The 23,546-nt window shown below is 70.4% G+C and carries 24 protein-coding genes; 11 read left to right on the top strand and 13 right to left on the bottom strand.

Going from position 1 to position 23,546, the window contains the following annotated elements; all coding sequences use genetic code 11:
• Positions 1 to 18 precede the first annotated feature (18 nt).
• Complete coding sequence (locus GXW78_RS04740; RefSeq protein WP_211866488.1) at positions 19 to 219, bottom strand: hypothetical protein; 201 nt, start codon at positions 217 to 219, stop codon at positions 19 to 21.
• Positions 216 to 1,973, bottom strand: a complete 1,758-nt coding sequence (locus GXW78_RS04735) for a flavin-containing monooxygenase (protein WP_211866487.1) — start codon at positions 1,971 to 1,973, stop codon at positions 216 to 218. Before GXW78_RS04735 ends, GXW78_RS04740 begins: the two co-directional genes overlap by 4 nt.
• Before the next feature lie 77 nt (positions 1,974 to 2,050).
• Between GXW78_RS04735 and GXW78_RS04730 the strand changes: the two genes are divergently transcribed.
• Positions 2,051 to 3,241 carry a hypothetical protein gene (locus GXW78_RS04730; RefSeq protein ID WP_211866486.1) on the top strand — a complete coding sequence of 397 codons (1,191 nt, stop codon included), beginning with the start codon at positions 2,051 to 2,053 and terminating at the stop codon, positions 3,239 to 3,241.
• Between the two features lie 7 nt (positions 3,242 to 3,248).
• On the opposite strand, the gene GXW78_RS04725 is transcribed toward GXW78_RS04730, so the two are convergent.
• The 6 genes from GXW78_RS04725 to GXW78_RS04700 all read right to left on the bottom strand — a co-directional run bounded on the left by GXW78_RS04725 (position 3,249) and on the right by GXW78_RS04700 (position 7,695).
• Positions 3,249 to 4,160, bottom strand: coding sequence for an N-carbamoyl-D-amino-acid hydrolase (locus GXW78_RS04725; protein ID WP_211866682.1), 912 nt, complete (start codon positions 4,158 to 4,160; stop codon positions 3,249 to 3,251).
• 32 nt (positions 4,161 to 4,192) lie between these two features.
• A complete protein-coding gene (locus tag GXW78_RS04720; protein ID WP_211866485.1) occupies positions 4,193 to 4,378 on the bottom strand; it encodes a hypothetical protein in 186 nt (61 codons plus the stop codon).
• A 76-nt stretch (positions 4,379 to 4,454) separates the two neighbouring features.
• Positions 4,455 to 5,432: a Bug family tripartite tricarboxylate transporter substrate binding protein gene (locus GXW78_RS04715; RefSeq protein ID WP_211866483.1), complete on the bottom strand. Its 978-nt coding sequence runs from the start codon at positions 5,430 to 5,432 to the stop codon at positions 4,455 to 4,457.
• A 1-nt stretch (position 5,433) separates the two neighbouring features.
• Positions 5,434 to 5,931, bottom strand: a complete 498-nt coding sequence (locus tag GXW78_RS04710) for a GlcG/HbpS family heme-binding protein (protein ID WP_211866481.1) — start codon at positions 5,929 to 5,931, stop codon at positions 5,434 to 5,436.
• A 98-nt stretch (positions 5,932 to 6,029) separates the two neighbouring features.
• Positions 6,030 to 6,320, bottom strand: coding sequence for a hypothetical protein (locus tag GXW78_RS04705; RefSeq protein WP_211866479.1), 291 nt, complete (start codon positions 6,318 to 6,320; stop codon positions 6,030 to 6,032).
• Positions 6,304 to 7,695: a dihydroorotase gene (locus tag GXW78_RS04700; RefSeq protein WP_211866477.1), complete on the bottom strand. Its 1,392-nt coding sequence runs from the start codon at positions 7,693 to 7,695 to the stop codon at positions 6,304 to 6,306. The genes GXW78_RS04705 and GXW78_RS04700 overlap by 17 nt, the downstream gene beginning before the upstream one ends.
• A 117-nt stretch (positions 7,696 to 7,812) precedes the next feature.
• On the opposite strand from GXW78_RS04700, the gene GXW78_RS04695 reads away from it, so the two are divergent.
• Complete coding sequence (locus GXW78_RS04695) at positions 7,813 to 8,679, top strand: phosphonopyruvate hydrolase (protein WP_246521870.1); 867 nt, start codon at positions 7,813 to 7,815, stop codon at positions 8,677 to 8,679.
• 30 nt (positions 8,680 to 8,709) lie between these two features.
• On the opposite strand, the gene GXW78_RS04690 is transcribed toward GXW78_RS04695, so the two are convergent.
• Positions 8,710 to 9,615 carry a LysR family transcriptional regulator gene (locus GXW78_RS04690; RefSeq protein ID WP_211866475.1) on the bottom strand — a complete coding sequence of 302 codons (906 nt, stop codon included), beginning with the start codon at positions 9,613 to 9,615 and terminating at the stop codon, positions 8,710 to 8,712.
• A gap of 106 nt (positions 9,616 to 9,721) precedes the next feature.
• Here GXW78_RS04690 and GXW78_RS04685 point away from each other — a divergent pair, with 106 nt between their 5' ends.
• The 5 genes from GXW78_RS04685 to GXW78_RS04665 all read left to right on the top strand — a co-directional run bounded on the left by GXW78_RS04685 (position 9,722) and on the right by GXW78_RS04665 (position 16,232).
• Positions 9,722 to 11,248: an MmgE/PrpD family protein gene (locus tag GXW78_RS04685; RefSeq protein ID WP_211866473.1), complete on the top strand. Its 1,527-nt coding sequence runs from the start codon at positions 9,722 to 9,724 to the stop codon at positions 11,246 to 11,248.
• A 61-nt stretch (positions 11,249 to 11,309) separates the two neighbouring features.
• Positions 11,310 to 12,443, top strand: a complete 1,134-nt coding sequence (locus GXW78_RS04680; protein WP_211866471.1) for a bifunctional 2-methylcitrate synthase/citrate synthase — start codon at positions 11,310 to 11,312, stop codon at positions 12,441 to 12,443.
• 693 nt (positions 12,444 to 13,136) lie between these two features.
• Positions 13,137 to 13,712: a histone H1-like repetitive region-containing protein gene (locus tag GXW78_RS04675; protein ID WP_211866469.1), complete on the top strand. Its 576-nt coding sequence runs from the start codon at positions 13,137 to 13,139 to the stop codon at positions 13,710 to 13,712.
• A gap of 73 nt (positions 13,713 to 13,785) precedes the next feature.
• Positions 13,786 to 14,244: a GNAT family N-acetyltransferase gene (locus GXW78_RS04670; protein ID WP_211866467.1), complete on the top strand. Its 459-nt coding sequence runs from the start codon at positions 13,786 to 13,788 to the stop codon at positions 14,242 to 14,244.
• A 275-nt stretch (positions 14,245 to 14,519) separates the two neighbouring features.
• Positions 14,520 to 16,232 carry a DEAD/DEAH box helicase gene (locus GXW78_RS04665; RefSeq protein WP_408904166.1) on the top strand — a complete coding sequence of 571 codons (1,713 nt, stop codon included), beginning with the start codon at positions 14,520 to 14,522 and terminating at the stop codon, positions 16,230 to 16,232.
• Between the two features lie 234 nt (positions 16,233 to 16,466).
• Here the strand turns inward: GXW78_RS04665 and GXW78_RS04660 are convergent, their stop codons facing one another.
• From GXW78_RS04660 to GXW78_RS04645, 4 genes are all read right to left on the bottom strand, one after another.
• Positions 16,467 to 17,345: an MBL fold metallo-hydrolase gene (locus GXW78_RS04660; RefSeq protein ID WP_211866465.1), complete on the bottom strand. Its 879-nt coding sequence runs from the start codon at positions 17,343 to 17,345 to the stop codon at positions 16,467 to 16,469.
• A gap of 161 nt (positions 17,346 to 17,506) precedes the next feature.
• A complete protein-coding gene (locus GXW78_RS04655; RefSeq protein ID WP_211866463.1) occupies positions 17,507 to 18,415 on the bottom strand; it encodes a DMT family transporter in 909 nt (302 codons plus the stop codon).
• Entirely contained in the window at positions 18,415 to 19,344 is a 930-nt protein-coding gene (locus GXW78_RS04650; RefSeq protein WP_211866461.1) for a DMT family transporter, read from the bottom strand. The genes GXW78_RS04655 and GXW78_RS04650 overlap by 1 nt, the downstream gene beginning before the upstream one ends.
• 12 nt (positions 19,345 to 19,356) lie before the next feature.
• Entirely contained in the window at positions 19,357 to 20,961 is a 1,605-nt protein-coding gene (locus GXW78_RS04645; protein WP_211866459.1) for a hypothetical protein, read from the bottom strand.
• 113 nt (positions 20,962 to 21,074) lie between these two features.
• Here GXW78_RS04645 and GXW78_RS04640 point away from each other — a divergent pair, with 113 nt between their 5' ends.
• From GXW78_RS04640 to GXW78_RS04625, 4 genes are read left to right on the top strand one after another with little or no spacing between them, the layout of a single operon-like run.
• Positions 21,075 to 21,803 carry a class I SAM-dependent methyltransferase gene (locus tag GXW78_RS04640; protein WP_211866457.1) on the top strand — a complete coding sequence of 243 codons (729 nt, stop codon included), beginning with the start codon at positions 21,075 to 21,077 and terminating at the stop codon, positions 21,801 to 21,803.
• 17 nt (positions 21,804 to 21,820) lie between these two features.
• Complete coding sequence (locus GXW78_RS04635; protein ID WP_246521869.1) at positions 21,821 to 22,786, top strand: glycosyltransferase family 2 protein; 966 nt, start codon at positions 21,821 to 21,823, stop codon at positions 22,784 to 22,786.
• Complete coding sequence (locus GXW78_RS04630) at positions 22,783 to 23,133, top strand: DMT family transporter (protein ID WP_211866453.1); 351 nt, start codon at positions 22,783 to 22,785, stop codon at positions 23,131 to 23,133. The genes GXW78_RS04635 and GXW78_RS04630 overlap by 4 nt, the downstream gene beginning before the upstream one ends.
• The gene (locus tag GXW78_RS04625) at positions 23,130 to 23,537 is read left to right on the top strand and encodes a DUF3574 domain-containing protein (RefSeq protein WP_211866451.1); all 408 of its coding nucleotides are present in this window, start codon (positions 23,130 to 23,132) and stop codon (positions 23,535 to 23,537) included. The genes GXW78_RS04630 and GXW78_RS04625 overlap by 4 nt, the downstream gene beginning before the upstream one ends.
• The last annotated feature ends 9 nt before the right edge of the window (positions 23,538 to 23,546 follow it).

The raw sequence follows: 23,546 nt of genomic DNA, 5'->3' as shown, positions 1-23,546 counted from the left end.
GCGGCGAGCGGCGGGAGATCAGCGCGGCTCGATCACCGCAGCGCCGTGCTTCATGCGCGCCCGGGCCGCCGCGGCGCCGATCGCTTCCTCCCAGGCTTCCAGCATCAGTTCGGCGAGGTCGTTCGCCGCGGCACGCGTCGTCGTAAGCCCCAGCGTCTCGCCCCGGAAGGTCACGACGCGGAAATGGCCGGTTTCCTCGTCCTGCACCACCTCGATCATGTGGCCATCCCCAATTCCCGCGCCTTGATCTGCAACGCCAGCACCTTCGAGTAGATGCGACACTGCGCCAACCCCCCGGCGTGGAACCACAGGCCGGGCTGGCCGGTCGGGCGCCACATGCCGTGCAGTTCACCCTCCTCGTCGAAGCCCCAGACCTTGCCGATGCGGTCGCCCACGGCATCGCCGAAGACCCGCCGCGCGGCCGCCGCCTGGCCCTCATAGCCGGTAGCAAGCACGATCAGGTCCGCCGGCACGATGCTGCCGTCCTTCATCATGGCGCCGTCCGGCCCGAAGCTCTCGATATCGGCATATTGCATGAGGCCGATGCGGCCATCGATGACCATCTGTGAACAGCCGGCATCGAAGTAGTAACCGCCGCCGCGCGACTGATACATGATCTGCCAGCCGGTGCCGTCCTCGCCCTGGGTCAGGCGGAAGCCGCGCCGTTCCAGCCCCTCATGCAGCGCGCGGTCGGCATGCGCGCACATCGTCGCCATGCGCTGGTGGGACCGTCGCATCACCGGATAGGGGTAGGAGGTCGCGAGGAGGTCCTTGTCCTCGAAGCTGATCTCCTCGTCGTAAAGCATGTAGGGCGCCTGCGCTTCCTTCAGGCTGACGACCAGCGTCGGCCGGCGCTGGATCAGCGTCACCTGCGCCGCGCCGGAGACCGCGAGGTCCTGCGCCACGTCGTGCCCCGACGTGCCGGTGCCGAGCACCAGCGCTCGCTTGCCCGCCCAGTCGAGCCCGCTGCCGTAGCGTCCGGAATGCCGCACCGTGCCCTTGAAGGTCTTCAACCCCGGCAGGTTCGGCATGACCGGCGTGGTGGACACGCCATTCGCCATGACGATGTGGCGGGGATGCAGGATGCGTTCGGAACCATCCGCGCGCTTCAGCGTCACAGTCCAGCGTTTCGCCGCCTCGTCCCATGTACCGGCAATCAGTTCCGTGCCGGTCCAGACGTTCAGTTCCATCGCCTCGGCGTAGAGCTCGAACCAGTTCGCCAGCATGTCCTTCGGGATGAACACCGGGAAGGACTTGGGAAACGGCATGTAGGGCAGGTGATTGACCCGCGTCTCATTGTGCAGGGTCAGCGCGTGGTATCGCTTGCGCCAGGAATCGCCGACGCGCTCATCCCGGTCCACCACTAGCGTATCGACGCCGAGCAGCGACAGCCGCGCCGCGATGGACAGCCCGGCCTGGGCCGCCCCCACCACGAGCACGGCGGGGTCGCGATCGACATAGGCGATGGCCTGCTTGCGGCGGTCGAGCCAGTTCTCCCCGCCGAAATTCCGCTTCCAATCCACATCCTGCCAGCGCTTGCCGTTCGCCGGGTCCTCATGGCCGCGGATCTCGTCGAGCGCGGTCATCAGCGTCCAGGCACGATGCTCGCCCTCCTCGGCGACCAGGCGCACCACGCCGTTGCAGGGGCCGACGACCGTTTCGAAGGTGAAGATCGCCTCGATGCAGTCGGTGCCGGCACGGGTCATCCGGCGCGGCGGCGTGCGGCCGGCAGCGAGCTCGGCGCCCCGGGGCTGCGCCTTGACCGCCAGCGCCAGCAGCTTCGCCGCGATCGCCGATGCGCCGGTCACGCTGCTCAACTCCCAATCGAACGCCAGCAGGTCGCGCCAGTGGGAGTCCCGGGCAAAGAGGCTGGCGAGCTGGTCCGGCGACCCCGCTTCCAGCGCCGCGCCGAACCGCTCGAGCCAGGCGGCGGCCACGGTGTCGAGCGCGCCGCCGGTCAGGATGCCGTCCATGGTGCTTCCTCCTCGGGCGTCACGCGCCCTGTTTCCGGGGAGTGTGCGACCAGCGGCGCGCCGGCGGCAACGGGCGCATGGTGGACCGAAGCGCGGCGCTGCCGATGATGGGCGGCATGGATGATCCGTCGCTGACCCTGCTCGCTGTCGCCATCGGCCTGTTCTACGTGGTGGCGGGGCTCATGCTGCTGCGCCGCCTCCCGGCCGAGGCGATGTTGGACCAGATGCTGGCCGCGCTGGGCGACGGCAGCGCGCCGGCGGAACGGCGACGCACGCAGATCTGGATGCTGGGCGGGACGCTGGTCTTCGCGTCCGGCCTGTCGCTGGCCGTGTTGTCGCGCTGGGCGCCCGCCTTCTTCGTTGCCGCCGCGCTGCTGCAGGCGGGCTACCTGGCCTGGGCGTCGCGCGCACTGCCGACGGCGGATGAGGCGACACGACGCGGACGGCGGTCCGTGGTGCAGGCCCTCGTGGTGTACACGGTGGCGACGGCGATCGTGTTGTGGCTGGACCGGCAGGGCGTCTGGCGGGCCTGGATCGAGCCGCCGCTGCTGGAATTGCCGGCGCTGCTGGGCATTGCCGCGGCCGTGGCCGGGCTGCTGCTGCGCCAGGCCTTCTGGACGGCGCTCGCCCTGCCCTTCGCCGGTCCGCTCTCGCCATCGGGCCCGCGGATGGTGCGGCTGCAACCCGCCTTCGGCCTGCCGCCGCTGCGCGACCATGCGCAGGATGCGCTCATCGACGCGGCCGATCTCGACCTGGACGGCGCGCTGGTCGCCCGCATCGCGGCGTGGGACGCGCAGTTCCAGGGCTGCGTCGAAACCGAGCCGCCATCCTTCCCCGACCTCGCCGCCGAACAGGCCTGGTTCGAGGAAGGCCTGTCGATCGCAGGCGATATCCAGGCGAGCTGGATGGGCACGCTGATCACCGAGCTTTCTGCCCTCGACGCGATGCTGGAGGAGGCGCGCGGCGGGCTCGACGTCACCGTGCCCACGCCGATCGCGGCAGCCGCCGGGCTGGCCTGCCGCTGCGGCGTGGCCGAGATCCGCGACATGCTCTCCCGCCTCGACGGGCTGAGCTGGGAGAAGGCCGAGCTGCCGGACCGGGATGGCGACGCGCAGGACGATGTGGCCCGCGCGCAGCTCTTCTTCGCGGAGGTGCTCGCGCACCTGCCGCCGCGCTACCTGCCGGAAATCCGGCGCGGCCTGGACAGCCCCCAGGCCGAGACGCGGCGCTGGGTCGAACTGGCGCTCGCGAAGCGGGGCGAGGGCTGACGCCGCGTCAGGCCGGCGGAACCGCCCCCACCTGGTCGATGATCGGCCGGTACCATTGCGGCCGGCGATGGGCGGCGAAGTTGAACATCTTCTCCTTGCCCTGGCGCGTCGCGTCGAGATCGGCATCGGCCACGATCACCTCGTCGCCGAGCGTCTTCGCTTCCGCCACCACGATGCCGTTCGGATCGACGATCACGGACCCGCCGATCAGCCCCGATCCGTCCTCGTCGCCCGCCTTGGCGACGGAGACCGCCCAGGTCGCGTTCATGTAGGCATTGGCCTGCGCCGCCAGCGTCGAGTGGAAGGTGCGCAGATCGGCGCTTTCCGTCGCGCCGCCCATCGGGTCATAGGCCGCGGAGTTGTAGCCGATCAGCATCAGCTCGACGCCCTGCAGGCCATAGACGCGCCAGCCTTCCGGCCAGCGGCGGTCGTTGCAGATGAGCATGCCGGTGACGGGGCTGCCCCAGGCTTCCGGCCCGCGGAAGGCGGGAAAGCCCATGTCGCCATACTCAAAATACCGCTTCTCGAGCTGCTGGAAGCGCTCGCCCGCGCGGGGCTCCACCGTGCCCGGCAGGTGGATCTTGCGGTACTTGCCCAGGATCGCGCCGTCAGGCCCGGTGGTGACGGCCGTGTTGTAGCGGCGCCCCTCCGGCGTCAGCTCGGCATAGCCGACATACATGCCGACGCCGAGTTCCTTCGCCCGGTCGAACAGCGGCCGGGTCTGCGGCCCCGGCAGTTCCCGCTCGAAATAGGTGTCGAGTTCCTGGGTGCTCTCGAACAGCCAGCGCGGGAAGAAGGTGGTGAAGGGCAGTTCGGGGAAGACCACGAGCTTCGCCCCCTTCCCGGCCGCATCCTCGACCAGCGCGATCATGCGGTCGAGGATCGCCTTGCGGCTGTCGGCCTTCTGGTTGCCGCCCATCTGGGCGCCGGCGATGCGAAGGATGCGCTGACTCAAGACTGTCGTCTCCTGGCCATGAAGCGGAGGACGACATAGACACCGAGGGCGACCACCGCGCCAAGGGCCAGCACGCCGAACCAGTCACCCGATGTGACCGGCCAGCCGCTGACCGCGAGACGCCCGATCATCGCGCCGGCGGCACCCGCAACGGCGACCGGTATCGGTGACGATTGCGACATGGTTCCTCTCGCGGACGCCCGTCATCCTGCGGCGTCACGGGATCGATCGCAATCTCGGCCGTGGGGAGGCCCGGCCTCAGCCTTCGAGTTCGGGACGGATCGCGTCGACGATCGGGCGGTAGCGCTCGGTCTCCGCCGCGATGAACGCCGCGGCGGAGGCCGGCGTGCCCGGGGAGGAGGCGACGATCCCCGCACCATCCAGCGCCGCGCGGAAGGCCGCATCCGCCAGCATGACGTTGGTGGCGGCCGATAGCCGCTCCAGGACCGGCGCGGGCGTTGCGGGCGGCGCAAACACAGCGTGCCACAGCACCGCCTGGAACCCCGGCAGGTTCAGCGCCTCCGCCACCGTGGGCACATCCGGCGCGCGCGGGTGGCGCTGCGGCGTCGCGATGCCAAGCATCCGCGCCCGGCCGCCCTCATGCAGCGGCAGCGCCGCGCCAAATGTGTTCACCCCCATCGCCAGCGTGCCGGCGATGACGTCGTTCATCGCGGGTGCGGCACCGCGATACGGCACATGCGTCATCGGCACGTTGCCCGCGCCCTGCTTCATCAGTTCGGTCGCCAGGTGCATCAGCGTGCCGGTGCCTGGCGAGCCGTACGAAAGCGGCGGTTGCGCGGTCTTCGCCGCCGCCATGAAGGCGGCGAGCGTCGCGGGTTGCGACGGGTGCACGACCCAGGCCAGCGGGCCGCCGCCGATCTCGGCGACCACAGTGAAGTCCCGCGTCACGTCGAATTGCGGCTGCCGCGTCACCAACGGATAGAGTGCGTGGGTGGAAGCCGTGCCGAACAGCAGCGTGTATCCGTCCGGCCTTGCGCGCGCGACTTCCAGCGAGCCGATGGCACCGCCCGCCCCGCCGCGGTTCTCCGTGACGACGGGCTGGCCGAGTTCGCGCGACAGCCGCTCGGAATAGAAGCGGGCATAGACATCCGTCGGCCCGCCGGCCGGAAACGGGATGACGAGGCGGATCGGGCGGGAGGGATAGGCTTCCTGCGCGATGGCAGGCGCCGCGAGCGCAGCGCCGGCGACGGCCAGCAGGGCACGGCGGGTGGTCATGTCACAATCCGGCATCGCGCCATGTCTCCGATGGGTTTTCTGGATGGGGGGTGAAGCCCGCGGCGCGCACCCCTTCGATCGCGGCGTACTCGTCCTTGTCGGAGGCATCGCCGGATACGCCGACCGCGCCGATCACCGCGCCATCGGCGCGGCACACCAGCACGCCGCCGGGTACGGGGATGAAGCGGCCATCCGAAGCCGCGGCGATGGCGGCTTGAAAGGCCGGCCGTTCCTTCAGACGGTCGCGGATCACGCGGCTGCCGATGCCCATGCCGAGCGCGCCATAGGCCTTCCCGGTGGCGATCTCGGCGCGAAGGATGCCCGAGCCGTCCTCGCGCTTCAGCACCACGGCATGGCCGCCGGCATCGAGCACCACGACGGTCAGCGGCAGCAGCCCGGCGCCGCGGCCGGCCGCGAGCGTTGCATCGGCGATGCGCTCGGCGGCGGTCAGCGGCAGGTCCACCGCGAGGTGCTTCACATAGTAGTCGCCGGTGCTCATGCGCGCGCGTTCCATCAGTCGGGGCGACGACCCTGCGAAGCACCCCGGGGGCCAAAATGCCCCGCGATCTTCAACGCTTCGTGAAGCGCCGGCAACCGTCAGCGGAACAGGTCGCGGAAATCCTCGAGCGTGCCGCCGAACAGGCGCCAGACGACGATGGTGCCGAGGCACAGCCCGCCGCCGAGCGCGAGGCCCGGCAGCCCCTCCCGCATGCCCGCCTGCGCGGCGTAGCTTGCGGCGAGCAGGCCGATGATCAGCCCGACGCCTATCGCGACCACGGCCTGCCAGAAGCCCGGCTTATCGCGCGGCGGCGGCGCATTGCCGATGCGCGAGGTGCGCTTCGGCCGCTTGATCCAGTGGCCTTCCGGCCGCTCATTCTTCCCCGACATAGGTCCCGTTGTGCTGACGCGGCACGAATTGTCCAGCGCCGGGCTTCGCGAGCACCGCCTTGCCGTCCCAGATGCAGGCCCCGCGCAGCCAAGTGGCGGCGACGCGCGCGGCCATGTGGCGCCCGTCATAAGGGGACCAGCGCGCATCCGGTTCGTCCTGGATGTCCTTCGCGTCGAAGGTGAAGTCGCCGGGTTCCATCACGACGAAATCGGCATCCGAGCCGATGCGGATCGCGCCCTTTTTCGGGAACAGGCCGTGGAACTTCGCCGGACGCTCGGCGCAATACTTCGCCATCAGCGTGATGGGCAGGGAGCGTTCCGTCAGCAGGGTGAACATCAGCGGCGCGAAGGACTGCAGGCCCGTCAGCCCGGCGCCGACGGAGAAGATGTCACCGGTGTACTTCTTCTTCTCATAGGGCCACGGCGCGTGATCGGTGGACACGTAAGCCACCTTGCCGGCCGCGAACGCGTCCCACATCCGCGACACTTCCTCGGCCGTGCGGAAGGGCGGGTTGCACTTGCCGAAGCCTTCGAGGCGGATGATGTCCTCCTCGGTCATGCACAGATACTGGATGCAGGCCTCGCCGGACGCCTTGCCGCCCATGCGGCGGAACACCTCGGCAATGTCGAAGCCGCGGGCCAGCGAGGAATGCGCGATGTGGACATGCGCGCCGGTCTCGAGCCCGATCTCGAAGATCTCCAAATCGGCCATGCTCTCGCACAGCGGCGGGCGGGTGCGGCAGTGCCAGATCGGCGAGGTGTTGCCGGCGGCCTTCGCTTCCTCCGTCATGCGGACCACGATCTCCTGGTCCTCATTGTGGATGGCCACCATCAGGTTGGTCTTCGCGATCTCCCGGAAGGCGGCGACCATGGTCGGGTGGTCGATGCGCGGGAAACGGACCGGATCGTATTCGTAGGTCGAGAGCTTGAAGGAACAGACGCCCGCTTCCGCGAGGCCGGCGATGGCATCGATACCGCCGGTCTTCGTGATGGTGCCGTACAGCGCCATGTCGACATGGGAGGTCGCGTTCACCACCTCGATCTTCTCGGCGAGGATCGAGGCATCCGTTACCGGCCGCGGCACGTCATAGGGCATGTCGACGCAGGTGGTGACGCCACCCGCCGCTGCCGACTTCGACGCTCCGTCGATGCCGGGCCAGCCGCGGGAGGAGGAGGTGTGCATGTGCCCATCCACCAGCCCGGGCATCACGTACTTGCCGCCGTAGTCCACGATCTCCCTGGCGAGGGGGCTGATCCCTTCTCCGATCGCCGCGATCGTCCCGCCGCGGATGGCGACGTAGCCGTCGCGCAGGATGCGATCGGAGAGGACGATGTCGCCGCGGATCACGCGGTCGAAGGGGGTCGTGTCGGACATGCGGGCTCGCCTCCTGGTCACTCGCGCGGCGGAGGCTACCGCCGACGGCGCGCAATGCCCACCCCGGGCCGGGTTGTCCGTCTTGCTGCCGCTGCCAACGCGATGGAGCATCGCGGCATGGAAACGCCCAGCAGCCGGCTCCGCGCCCGCCTCGATACCGCCCGCCCCGCCATCGCCATGTCGGCGCACAACGCGCTGTCCGCCAAGCTTGCCGCCGAGGCCGGCTTCGACGCCGTCTGGGGCAGCGGCTTCGAACTTTCCGCCGCGCATGCGGTGCCTGACGCCTCGATCCTGTCCTGGGACACGCATCTCGCCGCGATGCGCGCGATGGTGGAGGTGCAGGACGCGCCGGTCGTCGCCGACATCGATACCGGCAGCGGCAATGCGGTGTCGGTCGCCTACCTGGTCCCGCGCTACGCCGCGGCCGGCGTCGCGGCGGTGGTGATGGAGGACAAGACCTTCCCGAAGGATTCCTCGCTGCGTGTCGGCGGCCGGCAGGAACTCGTCCCCGTCGAGGAGTTCCAGGGCAAGATCGAAGCCGCCCGCATCGACGGCGGCCCGCTGGTCATCGCGCGCACCGAGGCACTGATCGCAGGGTTGGGCCAGGAGGAGGCGCTGAAGCGCGGCGCGGCCTATGCCGAGGCCGGCGCCGATGCCGTGCTGATCCATTCGAAGCAGAAGACGCCTGACGAGATCGTCGCCTTCTGCCGCGCCTGGCCGGGCCGCGTGCCGCTGGTGCTGGTGCCGACCTCCTACCCTCAGCTCTCCTTCGCGGATGTCGCGGCGCTCAACAAGGTCGGTCTGATCATCTGCGGCAACCACGCGATCCGCGCGGCGGTGGGTGCGATGCGGGACACCTTCGCGCGCATCCTGGCCGAGGGCGGCATCGCCGGCGTCGAGGACGGCATCGCCTCGGTGCAGGACATCTTCGCCCTGCAGGGCGACGATGCGATGCGGGAGATCGAGAAGCGCTTCCTGCGCTGACAACGCGCACGCATATATATAGAGTGCGGTTCAGGCGCCGCCGCGGGGGAAGACGTCCTCCGCGATGCGCAGCGCCAGGCGCACCGCCTCGCTCTCCCGCTCCGCATTCCACGCCAGCGCGACACCGACGCCGCGGACCGGCCCGGCGAGCACGCGGAACTCGACGCCGGGCGGGTTCAGCGTCGCCATGCCCTCCGACACCAGCGCCACGCCGAACCCGGCCGCGACGAAGCCGAGCTGCGCCATTGCCGATCCCACTTCCCGCACCGCGACGGGCGCGAAGCCCGCCGCACGGCACGCCGCCGTCATCGCATCCGAATAGGCCGGGCTGATCGCGCGCGGCAGCACCAGCATCGGCGCCTCGGCCAGCAGCGCCAGCGGCAACGGATCGGGGCCATCCAGCATCGCGTGCCCGACGGGCAGCGCGGCCATCAGCCGATCCTCGCCGAGCGGGCGCAGACGGATCGGCGCGATCTCATGATCCGCGCGAAGCAGCGCCAGGTCAGCCTCGCCACGCCGCAGCGCCTCCATCGCAGGCGCGGTGTCCATCTCGCGCACGCTGACCGCGGCTTCCGGCCGCGCGGCCTGCATGACGCGTACCAGCGGCGGCAGGTAGTCGAACAACGCCGAGGTGACGCAGGCGATCGCGACCGGCGCCGACCGCCCCGCGCGCAATTCGCGTGCGAGCGCCTCCAGCTCCGCGGCATCGCCCGCGACACGGCGCGCGAGCGGTAGCAGCGCCTCGCCTTCCCGCGTCGGCCGCGCGCCCTTGCCCGTGCGTTCCAGCAGCCGCACGCCGAGCTCGCGTTCCAGCGCCTGGATCTGCGCGGTGAGCGGCGGCTGGGAAATCCCCAGCCGCGCGGCGGCGCGTCCGAAATGCCCTTCCTCCGCCACCGCGAGGAAGGCCCCGAGCCGGCGCACCAGACGAAAATCCATCGCGATACGGAAATGCTATCGCGCGCTCAGGTCAATCGGAATGGACGATCATGCAATCCCGGCGCACAACACGGGCCATCCTGTTCGTCGCTTAGGGAGAACGCCCGTGAAGCTCCACCCCGTGAAGGTCCACCCGTCCAAGTCGCTGCTGAAGCGCGAGGACCAACTCGCCTGGAAGATGGCCGGCGTCGCGACCGACAAGGTCGCGGTCGAGAAGGACGTCCAGGAGATGATCATCAACCGGGTCATCGACAACGCCTCGGTCGCCATCGCCGCCATCAACCGCCGCCCCGTCGTCTCGGCGCGCGGCATGGCGCTCGGCCATGCGAAGAAGGCCGGCGGCGCGCAGGTGTTCGGCGTGAAGTCTGGCACGACGGTCTCGCCGGAATGGGCGGCCTGGGCGAACGGCACCGCGGTGCGCGAGCTCGACATGCACGACACCTTCCTCGCCGCCGACTACTCCCACCCCGGCGACAACATCCCGCCCGTGCTCGCCGTCGCGCAGGCGATGGAGAAGTCCGGCCGCGACCTGATCCGCGGCCTCGCCACCGGGTATGAGCTGCAGATCGACCTGGTGCGCGCCATCTGCCTGCATGAACACAAGGTCGACCACATCGCCCATCTCGGGCCCTCGGCCGCCGCCGGCATCGGCACCCTGCTGAACCTGAAGCAGGAAGTGGTGTTCCAGGCGATCCAGCAGGCGCTGCACACCACCATCTCCTTCCGCCAGTCGCGCAAGGGTGAGATCTCCTCCTGGAAGGCCTATGCCCCGGCGCATGCCGGCAAGCTGGCGATCGAGGCGGTGGACCGCTGCATGCGCGGCGAGGGCGCGCCCTCCCCCATCTATGAGGGCGAGGATTCCGTCATCGCCTGGGTGCTGTCCGGCCGGTCGAACCGCCAGGACGTTTATGGGCCGGTCTACTACCACGTGCCGCTGCCCGAGGCCGGCGAAGCCAAGCGCGCCATCCTGTCGAGCTACACCAAGGAGCACTCGGCGGAGTACCAGTCGCAGGCACTGATCGACCTCGCCTTCCGGATGCGGGAGCAGATCAGCGACTTCGACGCGATCGAGAAGATCGTCATTCACACCTCCCACCACACCCACTACGTGATCGGGACCGGCGCCAACGACCCGCAGAAGATGGACCCGAAGGCGAGCCGTGAGACGCTCGACCACTCCATCATGTACATCTTCGCGATCGCCCTGCAGGACGGGCGCTGGCACCATGTGGACAGCTACGCGCCGAAGCGCGCCGGCCGCGCCGACACCGTCCGCCTGTGGCAGAAGGTCACGACGGTCGAGGACCCGGAATGGACCCGCAAGTACCATTCGAAGGACCCCGACGAGCTCGCCTTCGGCGGTCGCGTCGAGATCCTGTTCAAGGATGGCTCGACGCTGGTGGATGAGCTGGGCGTGGCGAATGCCCACCCGAACGGCGCGCGCCCCTTCGCCCGCGCGCAGTACATCAACAAGTTCCGCACGCTGACGGACGGCATCCTGTCCGCCCGCGAGGCCAACCGCTTCATCGAGGTGGTGCAGGACCTGCCCCGGCTGAAGGCCGGCGAGCTCGGCGCGCTGAACGTCGCCCTGCCGAAGGACGGCCTGGCCGATAGCAAGCCCGGCATCTTCTGAGCATGCGCCGGCGGGCGGCGACGCCCGCCGGCACGATCCCCACCAGCGACCGAGGAAACCCATGAACGACGCGCCTGACATCAAGAAGGGCCTGGTCGGCGTCCTGGCCGACGTCTCCTCCATCTCGAAGGTGATGCCGGAGACCAACTCCCTCACCTATCGCGGCTACGCCGTGCAGGACCTCTGCGAGCTCGCCTCCTTCGACGAGACCGCCTTCCTGCTGTGGAACGGGGAGCTGCCGACAAAGGCCGAGCTCGCCGCCTTCCAGGCCGAGGAGAAGGCGAACCGCGCCCTCACCCCCGCGCTGCTGCGGGTGATCGCCGAGTTCCCCAAGGACGCGCATCCGATGGATGCGATCCGCTCCGCCGTCTCCTTCATGGGCATGGAAGATGCGGAATCGGAGGACATCTCGGATGCCGCCCAGCGGCGCAAGGCGATGCGGCTGCTCGCCAAGATCCCGACCGCGGTTGCTGCCGCGCACCGGGCCTCGAAGGGGCAGGCGCCGATCGCGCCCGACCCCTCACTGTCCTTCTGCGAGAACTTCTTCCACATGGTGTTCGGGAAGGTGCCGCAGCCCGAGGTCATCCGCGCCTTCGACGTGTCGATGATCCTGTACGCCGAGCACACCTTCAACGCCTCGACCTTCACGGCGCGGACCATCTGCTCGACCATGGCGGACATGCATGGCGCCATCACCGGGGCGATCGCCGCGCTGAAGGGCCCGCTGCATGGCGGCGCCAACGAGGCGGTGATGCACATGCTGAAGGAGATCCCCTCCCCCGAGGCCGCCGCCGGCTGGCTGGAAGGCAAGTTCGACCACAAGGCGCTGGTGATGGGCTTCGGCCACCGCGTCTACAAGACCGGCGACAGCCGTGTGCCGACCATGAAGAAGTACGCCGAGATCATGGCCGAGGTGGTGGGCGACAAGCGCTGGATGAACACCTCCAACGTGCTCGCGAAGATCATGCTGGAGCGGAAGAACATCCACCCGAACCTCGATTTCCCGGCAGGGCCCGCCTACTACCTGATGGGCTTCGACATCCCGCTGTTCACGCCGATCTTCGTCTGCTCCCGCATCACCGGCTGGGCGGCGCATGTGCTGGAACAGGCCGCCGACAATCGCCTCATCCGCCCGCTGTCGGTCTACACCGGCGTCGAGCAGCGCCCTGTCGTGCCGCTGCCGCAGCGCGGCTGAACGACGCTTCCTCCCGCCGCGCGACGGCAACTCGGCGGGAGGAGAACGTGGCGCGCGACGATGCGTTGCGCGCCACCTTCGCGCCGCAGGCGCGACACCCACGCAACACAATCCGCATCGCGACGACGACGACGTGCGATTTGCGCGCGCGTACGCACGGATTCTGTTGACACGCAATATGCGCGTGCAGATAGCGTGATGTGCGCGCGAATCATCTTGCGCGATTCGTCGGACTCGCTCTCTCGCACATCGCTCCGCACGACAGGATCGGATCGCGGTGCACCGGGGACCAACGACGCATCGCAAGGGTGACCGCCGCAGCAGGGAAGGACGGTCGATGGACCGCAGACTCATGGGACGGACGGCGCGCTTCGCTTTCCAACCCGCATCGGCAGGACGCGCGACGCCGTCGCGCCGACCAGCCGGGAGAGAAGCCGGATGCGAGATGCGGCGGGGATATGCCGCCATCGCACCGCGCTGCGCCGCCCAGGACCCGACGATCGCCAAGCAGCCGACGGAGCGCGCAACGGGATCCGCGCGCCGAACGCCGGCTGGTTTCCACCTGCTGTCGCCTAAGGCGCCGCCGCACTTGGATGCGTCGCGCCTCATTCACCGGAACGCACGGAGACACCAGACGTCATGACGGACATCATCGAGACCACCGAGACCGAGGAAGGCCTGCGCGCGCAGCCCATGGCCATGGCCTCGGCGCGGAAGAAGGCACCGGCCAAGAAGGCGGCCGCCAAGAAGCCGGCCGCGAAGAAGGCCACTGCCAAGAAGGCCGCGCCCAAGAAGGCAGCCGCCAAGAAGCCGGCCGCGAAGAAGACCGCAGCCAAGAAGGCCGCACCCAAGAAGGCCGCGCCCAAGAAGGCAGCCGCGAAGAAGGGTGCGCCGAAGCGCGCTGCCGCGAAGAAGGCCGCTCCGAAGCGCGCCGCCGCGAAGAAGCCGACTGCCAGGAAGGCGGTCGCGAAGAAGCCCGCCGCGAAGAAGGCCACGGCCCGCAAGCCGGCAGCCCGGAAGGCGGCTGCGCCAAAGAAGGCGACCGCCCGCAAGCCCGTCGCGAAGAAGGCGACCGCTCGCAAGCCCGCCGCCAAGGCCGCGAAGACCACCAGGAAGGCCGCCGCGCCGAAGAAGGCCGTCGTGAAGTCCGCCGCCCGTGTCGAGGCGGCGCGCAAGGCTGCCGCCACCCGCGCGGCGAACAAGGCTGCGAAGGCCGCCGCCGCCGCCGCGGCGTCCGAGCCCTCGATGCCGGAAACCCCGGTCAGCTAAGGCTATCGCCGATCCCGGCGACGGGGCGCCGTCCGCATCGCGGGCGGCGCCCTTTTCGCGTGAGGAGTTCCGCTTGATCGCGCCACTGCCGCCTGCCGAGCGCCATCGCCTCGCTCCCCTTCTAGAATCCTACGCCGCCGAGATGCGCGACACGCTCACCGGTAGCCGCCCCGCGTCGGGTGCGGATGCCGCAGCGATGCTCGCCGCCGATCTGCGCACCGAGATCCTCGTCGCATCGGAAGGCGAGGAACTGCTCGCCTTCGCGATCTTCTTCGACCTGCCCGAAGCGGTCTTCGCCCGACGCTGCGGCGCGCTGGACGACCTGTTCGTGCGGCCCGACCGGCGCGGCCAGGGCCTCGCCCGCGCGCTGGTCGACGCGCTGTGCGCCATCGGGCGCGAACGCCGCTGGTCGCATCTGCGCTGGATCGTGCCTGAGGCGGATCGTGGCGCCATCGCGCTCTATGAACGCATCGCCGAGCAGGCGGATTGGCGATCCTATGTGATCCGACTGGATCGGGACGCATCGCTCTGACGGAGGGGCGCCGCCCCTCCGAACCACCCCGCCAGGGGGTTGGACCCCCTGGACCGCAATCTGTCAGTGCCGTGCATGACGGCGTTGTTATCCCCTCCAAATACGTTTCGCGCGCAAGAGCGCCCCTCGGCACCCTTCCCGCCCGTGTTGCGCGGCGCCAAACGGAGGTTTGCAAAGGCCTTTCGGCCTTTGCTGGGGTGGTCCGGAGGGGCAAGGCCCCTCCGTCAGCAACAGCGCAATCACCAAAGCCGCCGGGCATCCCAACCCGTCGCAACTTGACTGCACCGGCCACCCGGCCCACCAACCGCGCCGTCTATCGGAAGTACCCCCCTATGTCCTTCGCCGACCTTCCCGCACCGCTGCGCGATGCGCTTGCCGCCCGTGGCTATGCCGAACCCACCGCCGTGCAGTCCGCCGTCCTGACCCCCGATGCGGCAGGGCGCGACCTGCTCGTTTCCGCGCAGACGGGGTCGGGCAAGACCGTCGCCTATGGCCTGGCCCTCGCGCCCGAACTGATCGGCGACGCGCCGCGGCTCCCGCCCGCGGGCGCGCCTCTCGCGCTCGTCGTTGCACCCACGCGCGAGCTGGCGCTGCAGGTGAAGGCGGAACTCACCTGGCTCTACGCGCCGGCTGGCGGGCGCATCGTCTCCTGCGTCGGCGGCATGGACCCGGTCGCGGAACGCCGCCAGCTCGCCCAGGGTGCGCACATCGTCGTCGGCACACCGGGCCGGCTGCGCGACCACCTCGAACGCGGCAACCTGGCGCCGGCGTCACTGCGCGCCGTCGTGCTCGACGAAGCGGACGAGATGCTCGACCTCGGCTTCAAGGAGGAGCTGGAGGCGATCCTCGAGGAGACGCCGGCCGAACGCCGCACGCTGCTGTTCTCCGCGACCGTGCCGCGTGGCATCGCGGCGCTGGCGAAGGGCTACCAGCGCGACGCCCTGCGCATCGAGGCGACCAGCCAGGCCGAGCCGCATGGCGACATCGAGTATCGCGCCGCCCTCGTCGCGCCGCATGAGATCGAGCGCGCGGTCGTGAACGTGCTGCGGCTCGAGGATGCGCGCATCGCCATGGTGTTCTGCGCGACGCGAGCCACCGTAGCCCGGCTGCACGGCAATCTGGCGGAGCGCGGCTTCTCCACCGTCGCGCTGTCGGGTGAATTGTCCCAGGCGGAACGCAACCGCGCGCTGCAGAACCTGCGCGACGGCAGGGCGCGCGTCTGCGTCGCGACCGATGTGGCGGCGCGCGGAATCGACCTGCCGGATCTCGGCCTCGTCATCCATGCCGAGCTGCCGCGGGACCCGGAAACGCTGCTGCACCGTTCAGGCCGCACTGGGCGCGCGGGGCGCAAGGGCGTGTCCGTGCTGCTGGTGCCGCATACCCGCCGGCGGCTGGGCGAACGGCTGATCGCCGCGGCGCGCGTGAAAGCCGGATGGGCGCCAGCGCCATCGGTCGAGCTGGTGCGCGGCCGCGACGACCAGCGCCTCGGCGAACAGGCGCGCAGCCTGATGACGGAGGAGGGCAGCGAGGACGACCTCGCCCTCGCCCGGCAGTTGCTGGCCGAGGCCGCCCCGGCGCCGGAAGCCGCGGTCGCGGCGCTGCTGCGCGTGCTGCGCGCGCCGCTGCCTGCACCGGAGGAACTGACCGAGATCACCGACCGCGCGCCGGCGCGCGACGCTGCGCCGCGCCGCGAGGCGGCACCGGCAGGTGGCCAGGAGGGCGTGTGGTTCCGCATGGATGTCGGCCGCGACGGCCGCGCCGACCCGAAATGGCTGCTGCCCTTCCTGTGCCGTCGCGGCCATGTCACGCGGCAGGAGATCGGGCGCATCCGCATCCTGGCGCGCGAGACGCAGTTCGAGGTCGCACCCTACGCCGCCACGCGCTTCGCATCGGCGGTGCGGCGGTCGGGCAGCGAGGATGAGCATATCCACATCGTGCCGATGCAGCCGGTGAAGGGTCCGCCCCGCAAGCCGCGCGCGCGGCAGTGACGGTGTGCGTTGGAGAGGGGCGTCGCCCCTCTCCAAACCTCACCCCACCAGGATGCTGGGCATCCTGGACCGCAATCGTCTGGCGCCGGGCACGGCAGCCGGCCTGCACCCGCCCAGCGCGCACCGGCGCGTTTCGGCACCCATTCGGGCAGCCGCGCACCGCACCAGGTTGAGGTTTGCAAAGGCCCTTCGGCCTTTGCTGGGGTGGCTTGGAGGGGCAAAGCCCCTCCAATACTACCGCGGTGCCCAGGCCTCGCCGTCGCGAGCCGCCGCGCCTTCCGCCTGCAGCTTGATCAGATGCGCGAGCAGGCTGCGTGCCGCCGCCGGCAGCAGCCGTGCGTCGAGCGCTGGGCCATAGACCGGCGGCACCAGTTCCTGCGCCGTGGCGCGGCCGGCAACGCGCAGCGCTGACAGGACCATCTCCTCCCGTTCGCGCCGATGGGCGGCGAGCGCCGCGACGAAGGGCGCGGGCTCAGGCAGCGGCGGGCCGTGGCCGGGCAGGTACAGCCGGTCGTCGCGTGCGGCCAGCCGCGCGAGGGACCGCATATAGGCCGCCATGTCGCCGTCCGGCGGGCTGACGACGGTGGTGGACCACGACATGACATGGTCGGCACTGAACAGGATGCCGGTGCCTTCGAGCGCGAAGCAAAGATGGTTGGCGCAGTGCCCCGGCGTGTGCAGCGCCGTCAGCCGCCAGCCATCGCCCTCGACCGTGCCGCCGTCGGGCAGCGTCACATCCGGCCGGAAGCCGTGGTCGCCGCCTTCTCCGCCCTGATCCGGCGGCGTCATGTGGGGGCCGAAGCCGTAGGACCGCGCACCGGTCGCCGCCTGTAGCGCGGCGACGCCCGGGGAATGGTCGCGATGGGTGTGGGAGACGAGGATGTGGCTGATCCGCTCACCCTCCGTCGCGCGCAGGATGGCCGATAGCTGCGCCTCATCCACCGGGCCCGGATCGAGCACCGCGACCGAGCCGCCGCCGCCGATGATCCAGGTATTGGTGCCGCGATAGGTGAAGGGCCCGGGATTGCCGCAGAGCACGCGCCGCACGCCCGGCGCAACCTCCTGCACCTCTCCGGGCGGCAGGGTATCCTCCCGGATGAAGGGAATGCTCATACCGTCGGCCCTTTCAGCTCATCGTCGGCCTGGGGCAAGGCCCCGGTCCGAAAGCGCACAGCTCGACCGCGCCCAGACCATCCGGCCGCGTGCCGTGGAACGGCGCGGGGCGCGTAGCCAAGCAAGCTGATGCGTGCGCCGGCGCTCGAGGCGTACCCAACTCACTGGTTCCTCCGCATCGCCGCGCGCTTCAGCTCCCGGTGCAGGATGTACAGCCCCGACGCGACGATCACCGCCGCGCCGGCGACCGTACTCCAGGACGGCACGTCGGAGAACACAACCCAGCCGATCGCCACCGACCACAGGATCGAGGTGTAGGAATACGGCCCGAGCGCGGAAACCTGCGCCGACGCATAGGCTTCCGTCAGCAGCACCTGCGCCACGCCGCCGATCAGCCCGACCAGCACCAGCAGGATGAACTCCCACAGGCTCGGCGTGGTCCAGATGAAGGGCAGCGCGACCAGGGTGAACAGCGTCATCAGCAGGGACTGCCACAGCACGATCGTCGTCGAGGATTCGGTCGCGGACAGGCTGCGCACCAGCAGCGTCGTGATGGCCGACCAGGCGCCCTGGATCACCGCCACCGCCATGCCGACGGCGACGATGCCGGTCGGCATGGCGCCGGCCTGGAAGGCGCCATCCCCCAGCGCGATCACCATGATCCCGCCGAAGCCGAACAGCACGGCCGACCAGCGATGGATGCCGACCTTCTCGCCGAGGAACGGGATCGACAGGATCGTGACGAACAGCGGCGTCGTGTAGGTCAGAGCGGTCTGCTCGGCGAGCGGCAGCACGGTCAGCGCGAAGAAGGAACAGCCCTGCGCCATGGTGCCGGTGAAGGCGCGCAACACATGGCCGCCCGGCCGCTTCGTCCGCAACGCCGCCCAGTTCCGCCCGCGCGCGGCCATCGCGATCATCACCGGCAGGGCGAAGGCGGACCGGAAGAACATGATCTCGATGAAATGAATCTCGGAGGAGACGCCCTTGATGATCGCGGACATCACCGTGAACAGCGCGGTCGCCGCCAGCATCATCAGGGCACCGCGGCGGATGTCGTGGCGCAGCGGCATCAGCGGCCGCCGTCGCGTTTCTCGGCGGTCCGGCGCACCCGCTCCCGATGCAGGTTGTACAGCCCGGCGACGATGACGACGGCGGCGCCGGCGAGCGTGGTCCAGGCCGGCACCTCCGCCCAGATCAGGAAGCCGAGCACGCCACCCAGCAGCAGCGGCGAGTATTCGTAGGGCGCGAGGACCGAGACGGGCGCCAGGGCGAAGGCCCGTGCGAACAGGATATGGGCGATGGCGTTGGCCACGCCGAAGAACAGCAGCGCGACCAGGACGCCCGGCCCCGGCATCGTGGCCGGCGCCGGGAAGGCGGGCAGCAGCAGCAGCCCGGCCGGGATATGCGCGACCATCAGCCAGAAGGCGATGCCCGCCGGCTCGTCGGTCGCCGTCAGCACCCGCGTCCAGATCCGCGTCAGCGCCATGATGCAGACCGCGACCATCAGGAAGGGCGTCTCGAAGCGCCACAGGTCGCCATCGGGCTGCAGCATGAACAGCACGCCGAGGAAGCCGACCAGCGTCGAGGTCCAGCGCCGCCAGCCGACCTTCTCGCCCAGGATCGGGATGGCGAGGATCGTCATCAGCAGCGGCGCGGCGGCGGAGATGGCATAGGAATCGACCAGCGCCATGCCGCGCACCCACGCCCAATACCACACCGCCGAGACCGTGCAGTGCAGCAGCCCGCGCGCCGTCAGCAGCTTCACGTTGTGCGGCCGCAGCCCCCGCCCGCGCACGAAGATGAAGACGGCAATCGACCCCACCACGCCGCGCGCCAGCATCGAGACGGCGACACCGACCTCCGGCAGCACCCATTTCACCGAGGCATCGGCCCCGGTGATCACGACGTAGGCGAGCAGGATCAGCAGGATGCCGCGAACCGTCTCGGCCCCCGTCGGGATGCTGAGCCCGCCGCGGCGCGCAGGTGCAGAATCAGCCATCGTGCCGCGTCATCAGTACTGCCGGAGGTAGAAGCGGTGGCCGTCGATCTCGGCGGCCAGGTGGAAGTGCCGGAAGGCATGGGCGAAGGCGGGATCGCCGAGGAAATACTCCAGCAGGTCGAAGCGGCCGCCGCAGGCCGGGATGCGGGCATCGCGCGTCACCACCAGCACGCGCGGCGGCTGCGCGGCGAAGTCGTCGGCGGTGCGGCGGAAGAAGAGCGCCTCGGCGCGGCCCATTTCCTCGGGCGGACGATAGGGCTCGTCGCCCGCCGGGCAGTGGCGATAGGCGCCCTGGAGCGGCCAGGTGCTCATCGCATGCAGGCGCTGCCGCGCCTCGGCATAGGTCAGGGCGGGCTGCAGCGGATAGATGTCGGGGCTCAGCGCCAGCACGTCGGCGCCATGCGCATTCTGCCGCAGCCAGGCGGCGATCTGCCCGCCGGGTTCCTGCTGGTAGGCGGCTTCCCGCCAGGGCGCCTCCCCGCCGCGAACGGCGTAGAGCAGCACGGCGAAGGCGGCGACGGCGGCAAGCGCCGGCGCGGCGGCGCGGGCGCGGACCTCCGGCAGGGCGCCATCAGCCCAGCGCGCCGCGGCGACGGCGGCGGCGCCGCAGCCGAGGATGGTCACCGGCATCACGTGGTAGGGCCAGCCCTTGTGCTGCATCCATGCGCTCGCGAAGGCACCGCAGGCGGCGACGGCCATCGCCTGCACGAAGGCCCCGGCGTCGCGCCGCAGCGCCAGCGGCAGGGCAAGCAGCAGCAGGAAGGCCGCCGCGCCCAGCATGTCCGTGACCAGCACGCCCCACGGCCCGGGCCCGTGGATGTCGCCATAGACCGCCCAGGCGAAGGGCAGCACCTGCCGCCCATAGGCCGGGAACCACGCCAGCACGGCAAGCAGGTAGGCCAGCCAGATGCCCGCCATCAGCCAGGGCACCGGGTCCCGAAGCGCGCGGGCCGGGCCGCGGCGCAGCAGCACCAGCGCCTCGACCGCCAGCGGCACGACGAGGAAATAGGGCTTGAGCGCGAAGGCGAGCGCCGCCACCGCGACGGTCGCCATTGCCAGCCGGCCGGGCGCCGGCGGCCCCTCAATTCGCCGCGCGGCAAGCAGGCAGTACGGGATGGCCGCCATGCCCATCAGCACGTCGCGCTGCCCGAAATCGGACCCGGCCATGACCAGCAGCAGCGGCAGGCAGGCGGTCGTCACCGCGGCCTCGACCGGCCCTTCGGCATCCCGCCGCCGCAGCCCGTCCGCCATCCGCCAGACCAGCGCGGCGAAGCCGAGCAGGCAGAGCAGCATCGCCTGGGCGGGTGCCAGCGGCGTCCATCGCGCCAGCGCCGCCGGCACCAGGTTCAGGATGAAGGTCAGTGGCGGATTCACGTCGACGAGGTCGACATAGAGCCGTTCCCCCGCGAGCCAGCGCCGCGAGAAATCCAGCACCGCCGCGACGTCATGGTTCAGCGGCGGCAGCAGGATGGCGACCAGGAAGACGAAGGCCGGCACGAAGCCGACCCCGCGCAAAACCCGCGCGCGCAGCGCCGAGGCAGGTGCCGGGGCAGCCGCACCGATCGCGGCGTAGGGGTCGGCCTGGCCGGACTCGGGATGGCGTTGGGTCGGTGTCATGGAGGACGACCCATCCTTTATGAATCGAAATTGCCGGATGCAACTGGAATAGAGGCGCACCGGACGAGGTCCTGCCATGTTGCGGCCTTGCTGCGGTGCGACGAAAAGAAGCTGTGGAACCCGCCGAATACGACCTGATGGACGCGGCCGAGGAGCGCATGTGGTGGTATCGCGCCCTGCATGCCCGCGTCACCGATGCGCTGCGCCGCCGCCCGGGGCCGGACGGCGCGGTGCTCGATGCCGGCTGCGGCACGGGCGGGCTGCTGCGGCGGCTGTCGGCGCTTGGCCGCCCGCTGGCCGGGCTCGACTACCACCCGGCCGCCGCCGCGCGCGCCGCGGCCAAGTCCGGCGTGGTCGCCGCAGCGGGCGATGCCAACCGCCTGCCCTTTGCCGATGGCGCCTTCGCGGCGCTGACCTCCTGCGACGTGCTGTGCCACCGGGCTGTCGATCCGGCGACAGCGCTGACGGAGTTCCGCCGCGTGCTGGTCCCGGGCGGGACGCTGGTGCTGAACCTGCCGGCCTATCAATGGCTGCGCTCCGCGCATGACGTGCGGGTCCACAATGATCGCCGCTTCACGGCCCGCCAGGGCCGCGCGCTGCTGGCCGCGGCCGGCTTCGCGGCCGTCGAGGCGCGGTACTGGAACGCACTGCTGCTGCCGCTGATGGTCCTGCAGCGCAAGATCCTGCGCTCGGACGAGGCGGCGAAGAGCGACGTCGCCCCCTTCCCGCCCTGGCTCGATGCCACGCTGCACGCCACCACCGCGATCGAGCGGGCGGCGGGGCGCGCCGGCCTGCGCTATCCTGCCGGCGGATCGATCCTTCTGGTCGCGACGCGGCCCTGATGTCGGAGACGGAGTTCATGACCACCATTTCGGCCGGGGCGATGCAGCCGGTCGGGCTTTCCATCGTCGTGCCGGTCTATCGGGGTGCCGCGACCGTCGGCACGCTGGTCGCCGAGCTGTCCAGGCTGAGGCCCGAGGGCGGCATCGAGATCGTGCTGGTCAACGACGGCAGCCCGGACAATTCCGGCGATGTCTGCCGCGAGTTGGCCCGCACCGCGACGGTGCCGCTGACCTTCATCGAGCACGCCCGCAACTTCGGGGAGCACAACGCGGTCATGACCGGGCTGCGCCATGCCCGCGGCGCCTATGTCATCACCATGGACGACGACCTCCAGAACCCGCCGGAGGAGGTGCTGAAGCTGTATGACCACGCCCGCCTCGGCGGCTTCGACGTGGTCTACACGCGCTACGCGGTGAAGGAGCATGAGGGCTGGCGCAACATCGGCTCCCGCTTCGCGAACTGGGTCGCCGACCAGCTCATGGACAAGCCGAGGGGGCTGTACCTCTCTTCCTTCCGCTGCATGTCGGCGCTCGCGGTGCGGGAAGTGGTGAAGTACCGCGGCCCCTACCCCTACATCGACGGGCTGCTGATGCAGATCACGCAGCGGCTGGACAGCATCGAGGTCAAGCACTTCGCGCGCGTCGAGGGCCGGTCCAACTACACGATGCGGCGCCTGGTGCGACTCTGGCTGAACCTCGCGACCAATTTCTCGGTCCTGCCACTGCGGCTCGCCATCTTCGCCGGCGTCGGCATGGGCATCCTCGGCCTGGTCGCCGCCCTCTGGACCATCGTCGAGGCGATGCTCGGGGAGACGCCCTCCGGCTGGGCATCCCTGATGACCGTCACGCTGCTGATCGCCGGGGTGCAGTTCCTCGTGCTCGGCGTGATGGGCGAGTATGTCGGCCGCGCCTTCATGTCGGCGAACGGCAAGCCCCAGGGTGTGGTGCGGGAGATCATCCCGGCCCGGGACCAGACCCCATGACCATGTACTGGCTGGCGCTGGGCGCGGCGATCTGCACCTCCCTGCTCGGGCAGGTGCTGCTGAAGTCGGGCGCCTCCGGCTCGGTCGCGGCCGAGGCGGGCTTCATCGACCAGCTGTTCCGCATTCCGACCATGGTCGGGCTGGTGTTCTACGGCGGGGCGGCGCTGCTCTACATCATCGCCCTGCGGAAGATCCCGATGAGCGTCGCGCTGCCCTGCACCGCGGCGTCCTACGTCGTCATCGCCGTCATCGGCTGGGCGGCCTTCGGGGAATCGCTGGGGGTGCAGAAGATCGGCGCGATCGCGCTGATCTCGGCCGGCGTCGCCTGGCTGGCGACGACGGCGTGAGGGCTGGCGCGGCGCTGCTGCTTGCCGGCCTGACCGCCGACTGCGTCGCGTCCGCGCCGGGCTGCCCCGCCGGCACCACGGCAGCCACCGTCGCGGAGGCCTATTTCGGCCAGAACGTCCGCGGCCGCGACCCGGTCAGCGAAGCGGAATGGCGCGGCTTCCTCGCCGACACCGTCACGCCGGCCTTCCCCGATGGGCTGACGGCGCTCGAGGGCCGGGGCCAGTGGCGCGGCACCGATGGACGCCTCGTCCAGGAGCCCAGCCGCGTCCTGGTGCTGGTCCTCCCCGGCAGCGATGCGGCCGCGGCGCGGGACCGGCTGCGCCCGGTCGGGGATGCGTGGAAGGCGCGCTTCCGCCAGCAATCGGTGCTGACCGTCTACCGGCAGGCCTGCGTCGGGTTCTGATCGGCCGGC

It is taken from the genome of Neoroseomonas terrae (assembly GCF_018129025.1).
GTDB classification, from domain to species: Bacteria; Pseudomonadota; Alphaproteobacteria; order Acetobacterales; family Acetobacteraceae; genus Neoroseomonas; species Neoroseomonas terrae.
Note: the sequence above shows the minus strand (reverse complement) of the source record. Positions and strands in the feature narration are given on the sequence as shown.

Bases quoted from the DNA above. Each gene is read 5' to 3' on its own strand.
- GXW78_RS04740 (WP_211866488.1), bottom strand. From the start codon at position 219: ATGATCGAGGTGGTGCAGGACGAGGAAACCGGCCATTTCCGCGTCGTG.
- GXW78_RS04735 (WP_211866487.1), bottom strand. From the start codon at position 1,973: ATGGACGGCATCCTGACCGGCGGCGCGCTCGACACCGTGGCCGCCGCC.
- GXW78_RS04730 (WP_211866486.1), top strand. From the start codon at position 2,051: ATGGTGGACCGAAGCGCGGCGCTGCCGATGATGGGCGGCATGGATGAT.
- GXW78_RS04725 (WP_211866682.1), bottom strand. From the start codon at position 4,160: ATGGGCGGCAACCAGAAGGCCGACAGCCGCAAGGCGATCCTCGACCGC.
- GXW78_RS04720 (WP_211866485.1), bottom strand. From the start codon at position 4,378: ATGTCGCAATCGTCACCGATACCGGTCGCCGTTGCGGGTGCCGCCGGC.
- GXW78_RS04715 (WP_211866483.1), bottom strand. From the start codon at position 5,432: ATGACCACCCGCCGTGCCCTGCTGGCCGTCGCCGGCGCTGCGCTCGCG.
- GXW78_RS04710 (WP_211866481.1), bottom strand. From the start codon at position 5,931: ATGAGCACCGGCGACTACTATGTGAAGCACCTCGCGGTGGACCTGCCG.
- GXW78_RS04705 (WP_211866479.1), bottom strand. From the start codon at position 6,320: ATGTCGGGGAAGAATGAGCGGCCGGAAGGCCACTGGATCAAGCGGCCG.
- GXW78_RS04700 (WP_211866477.1), bottom strand. From the start codon at position 7,695: ATGTCCGACACGACCCCCTTCGACCGCGTGATCCGCGGCGACATCGTC.
- GXW78_RS04695 (WP_246521870.1), top strand. From the start codon at position 7,813: ATGGAAACGCCCAGCAGCCGGCTCCGCGCCCGCCTCGATACCGCCCGC.
- GXW78_RS04690 (WP_211866475.1), bottom strand. From the start codon at position 9,615: ATGGATTTTCGTCTGGTGCGCCGGCTCGGGGCCTTCCTCGCGGTGGCG.
- GXW78_RS04680 (WP_211866471.1), top strand. From the start codon at position 11,310: ATGAACGACGCGCCTGACATCAAGAAGGGCCTGGTCGGCGTCCTGGCC.
- GXW78_RS04675 (WP_211866469.1), top strand. From the start codon at position 13,137: ATGGCCATGGCCTCGGCGCGGAAGAAGGCACCGGCCAAGAAGGCGGCC.
- GXW78_RS04660 (WP_211866465.1), bottom strand. From the start codon at position 17,345: ATGAGCATTCCCTTCATCCGGGAGGATACCCTGCCGCCCGGAGAGGTG.
- GXW78_RS04655 (WP_211866463.1), bottom strand. From the start codon at position 18,415: ATGCCGCTGCGCCACGACATCCGCCGCGGTGCCCTGATGATGCTGGCG.
- GXW78_RS04650 (WP_211866461.1), bottom strand. From the start codon at position 19,344: ATGGCTGATTCTGCACCTGCGCGCCGCGGCGGGCTCAGCATCCCGACG.
- GXW78_RS04645 (WP_211866459.1), bottom strand. From the start codon at position 20,961: ATGACACCGACCCAACGCCATCCCGAGTCCGGCCAGGCCGACCCCTAC.
- GXW78_RS04635 (WP_246521869.1), top strand. From the start codon at position 21,821: ATGACCACCATTTCGGCCGGGGCGATGCAGCCGGTCGGGCTTTCCATC.
- GXW78_RS04630 (WP_211866453.1), top strand. From the start codon at position 22,783: ATGACCATGTACTGGCTGGCGCTGGGCGCGGCGATCTGCACCTCCCTG.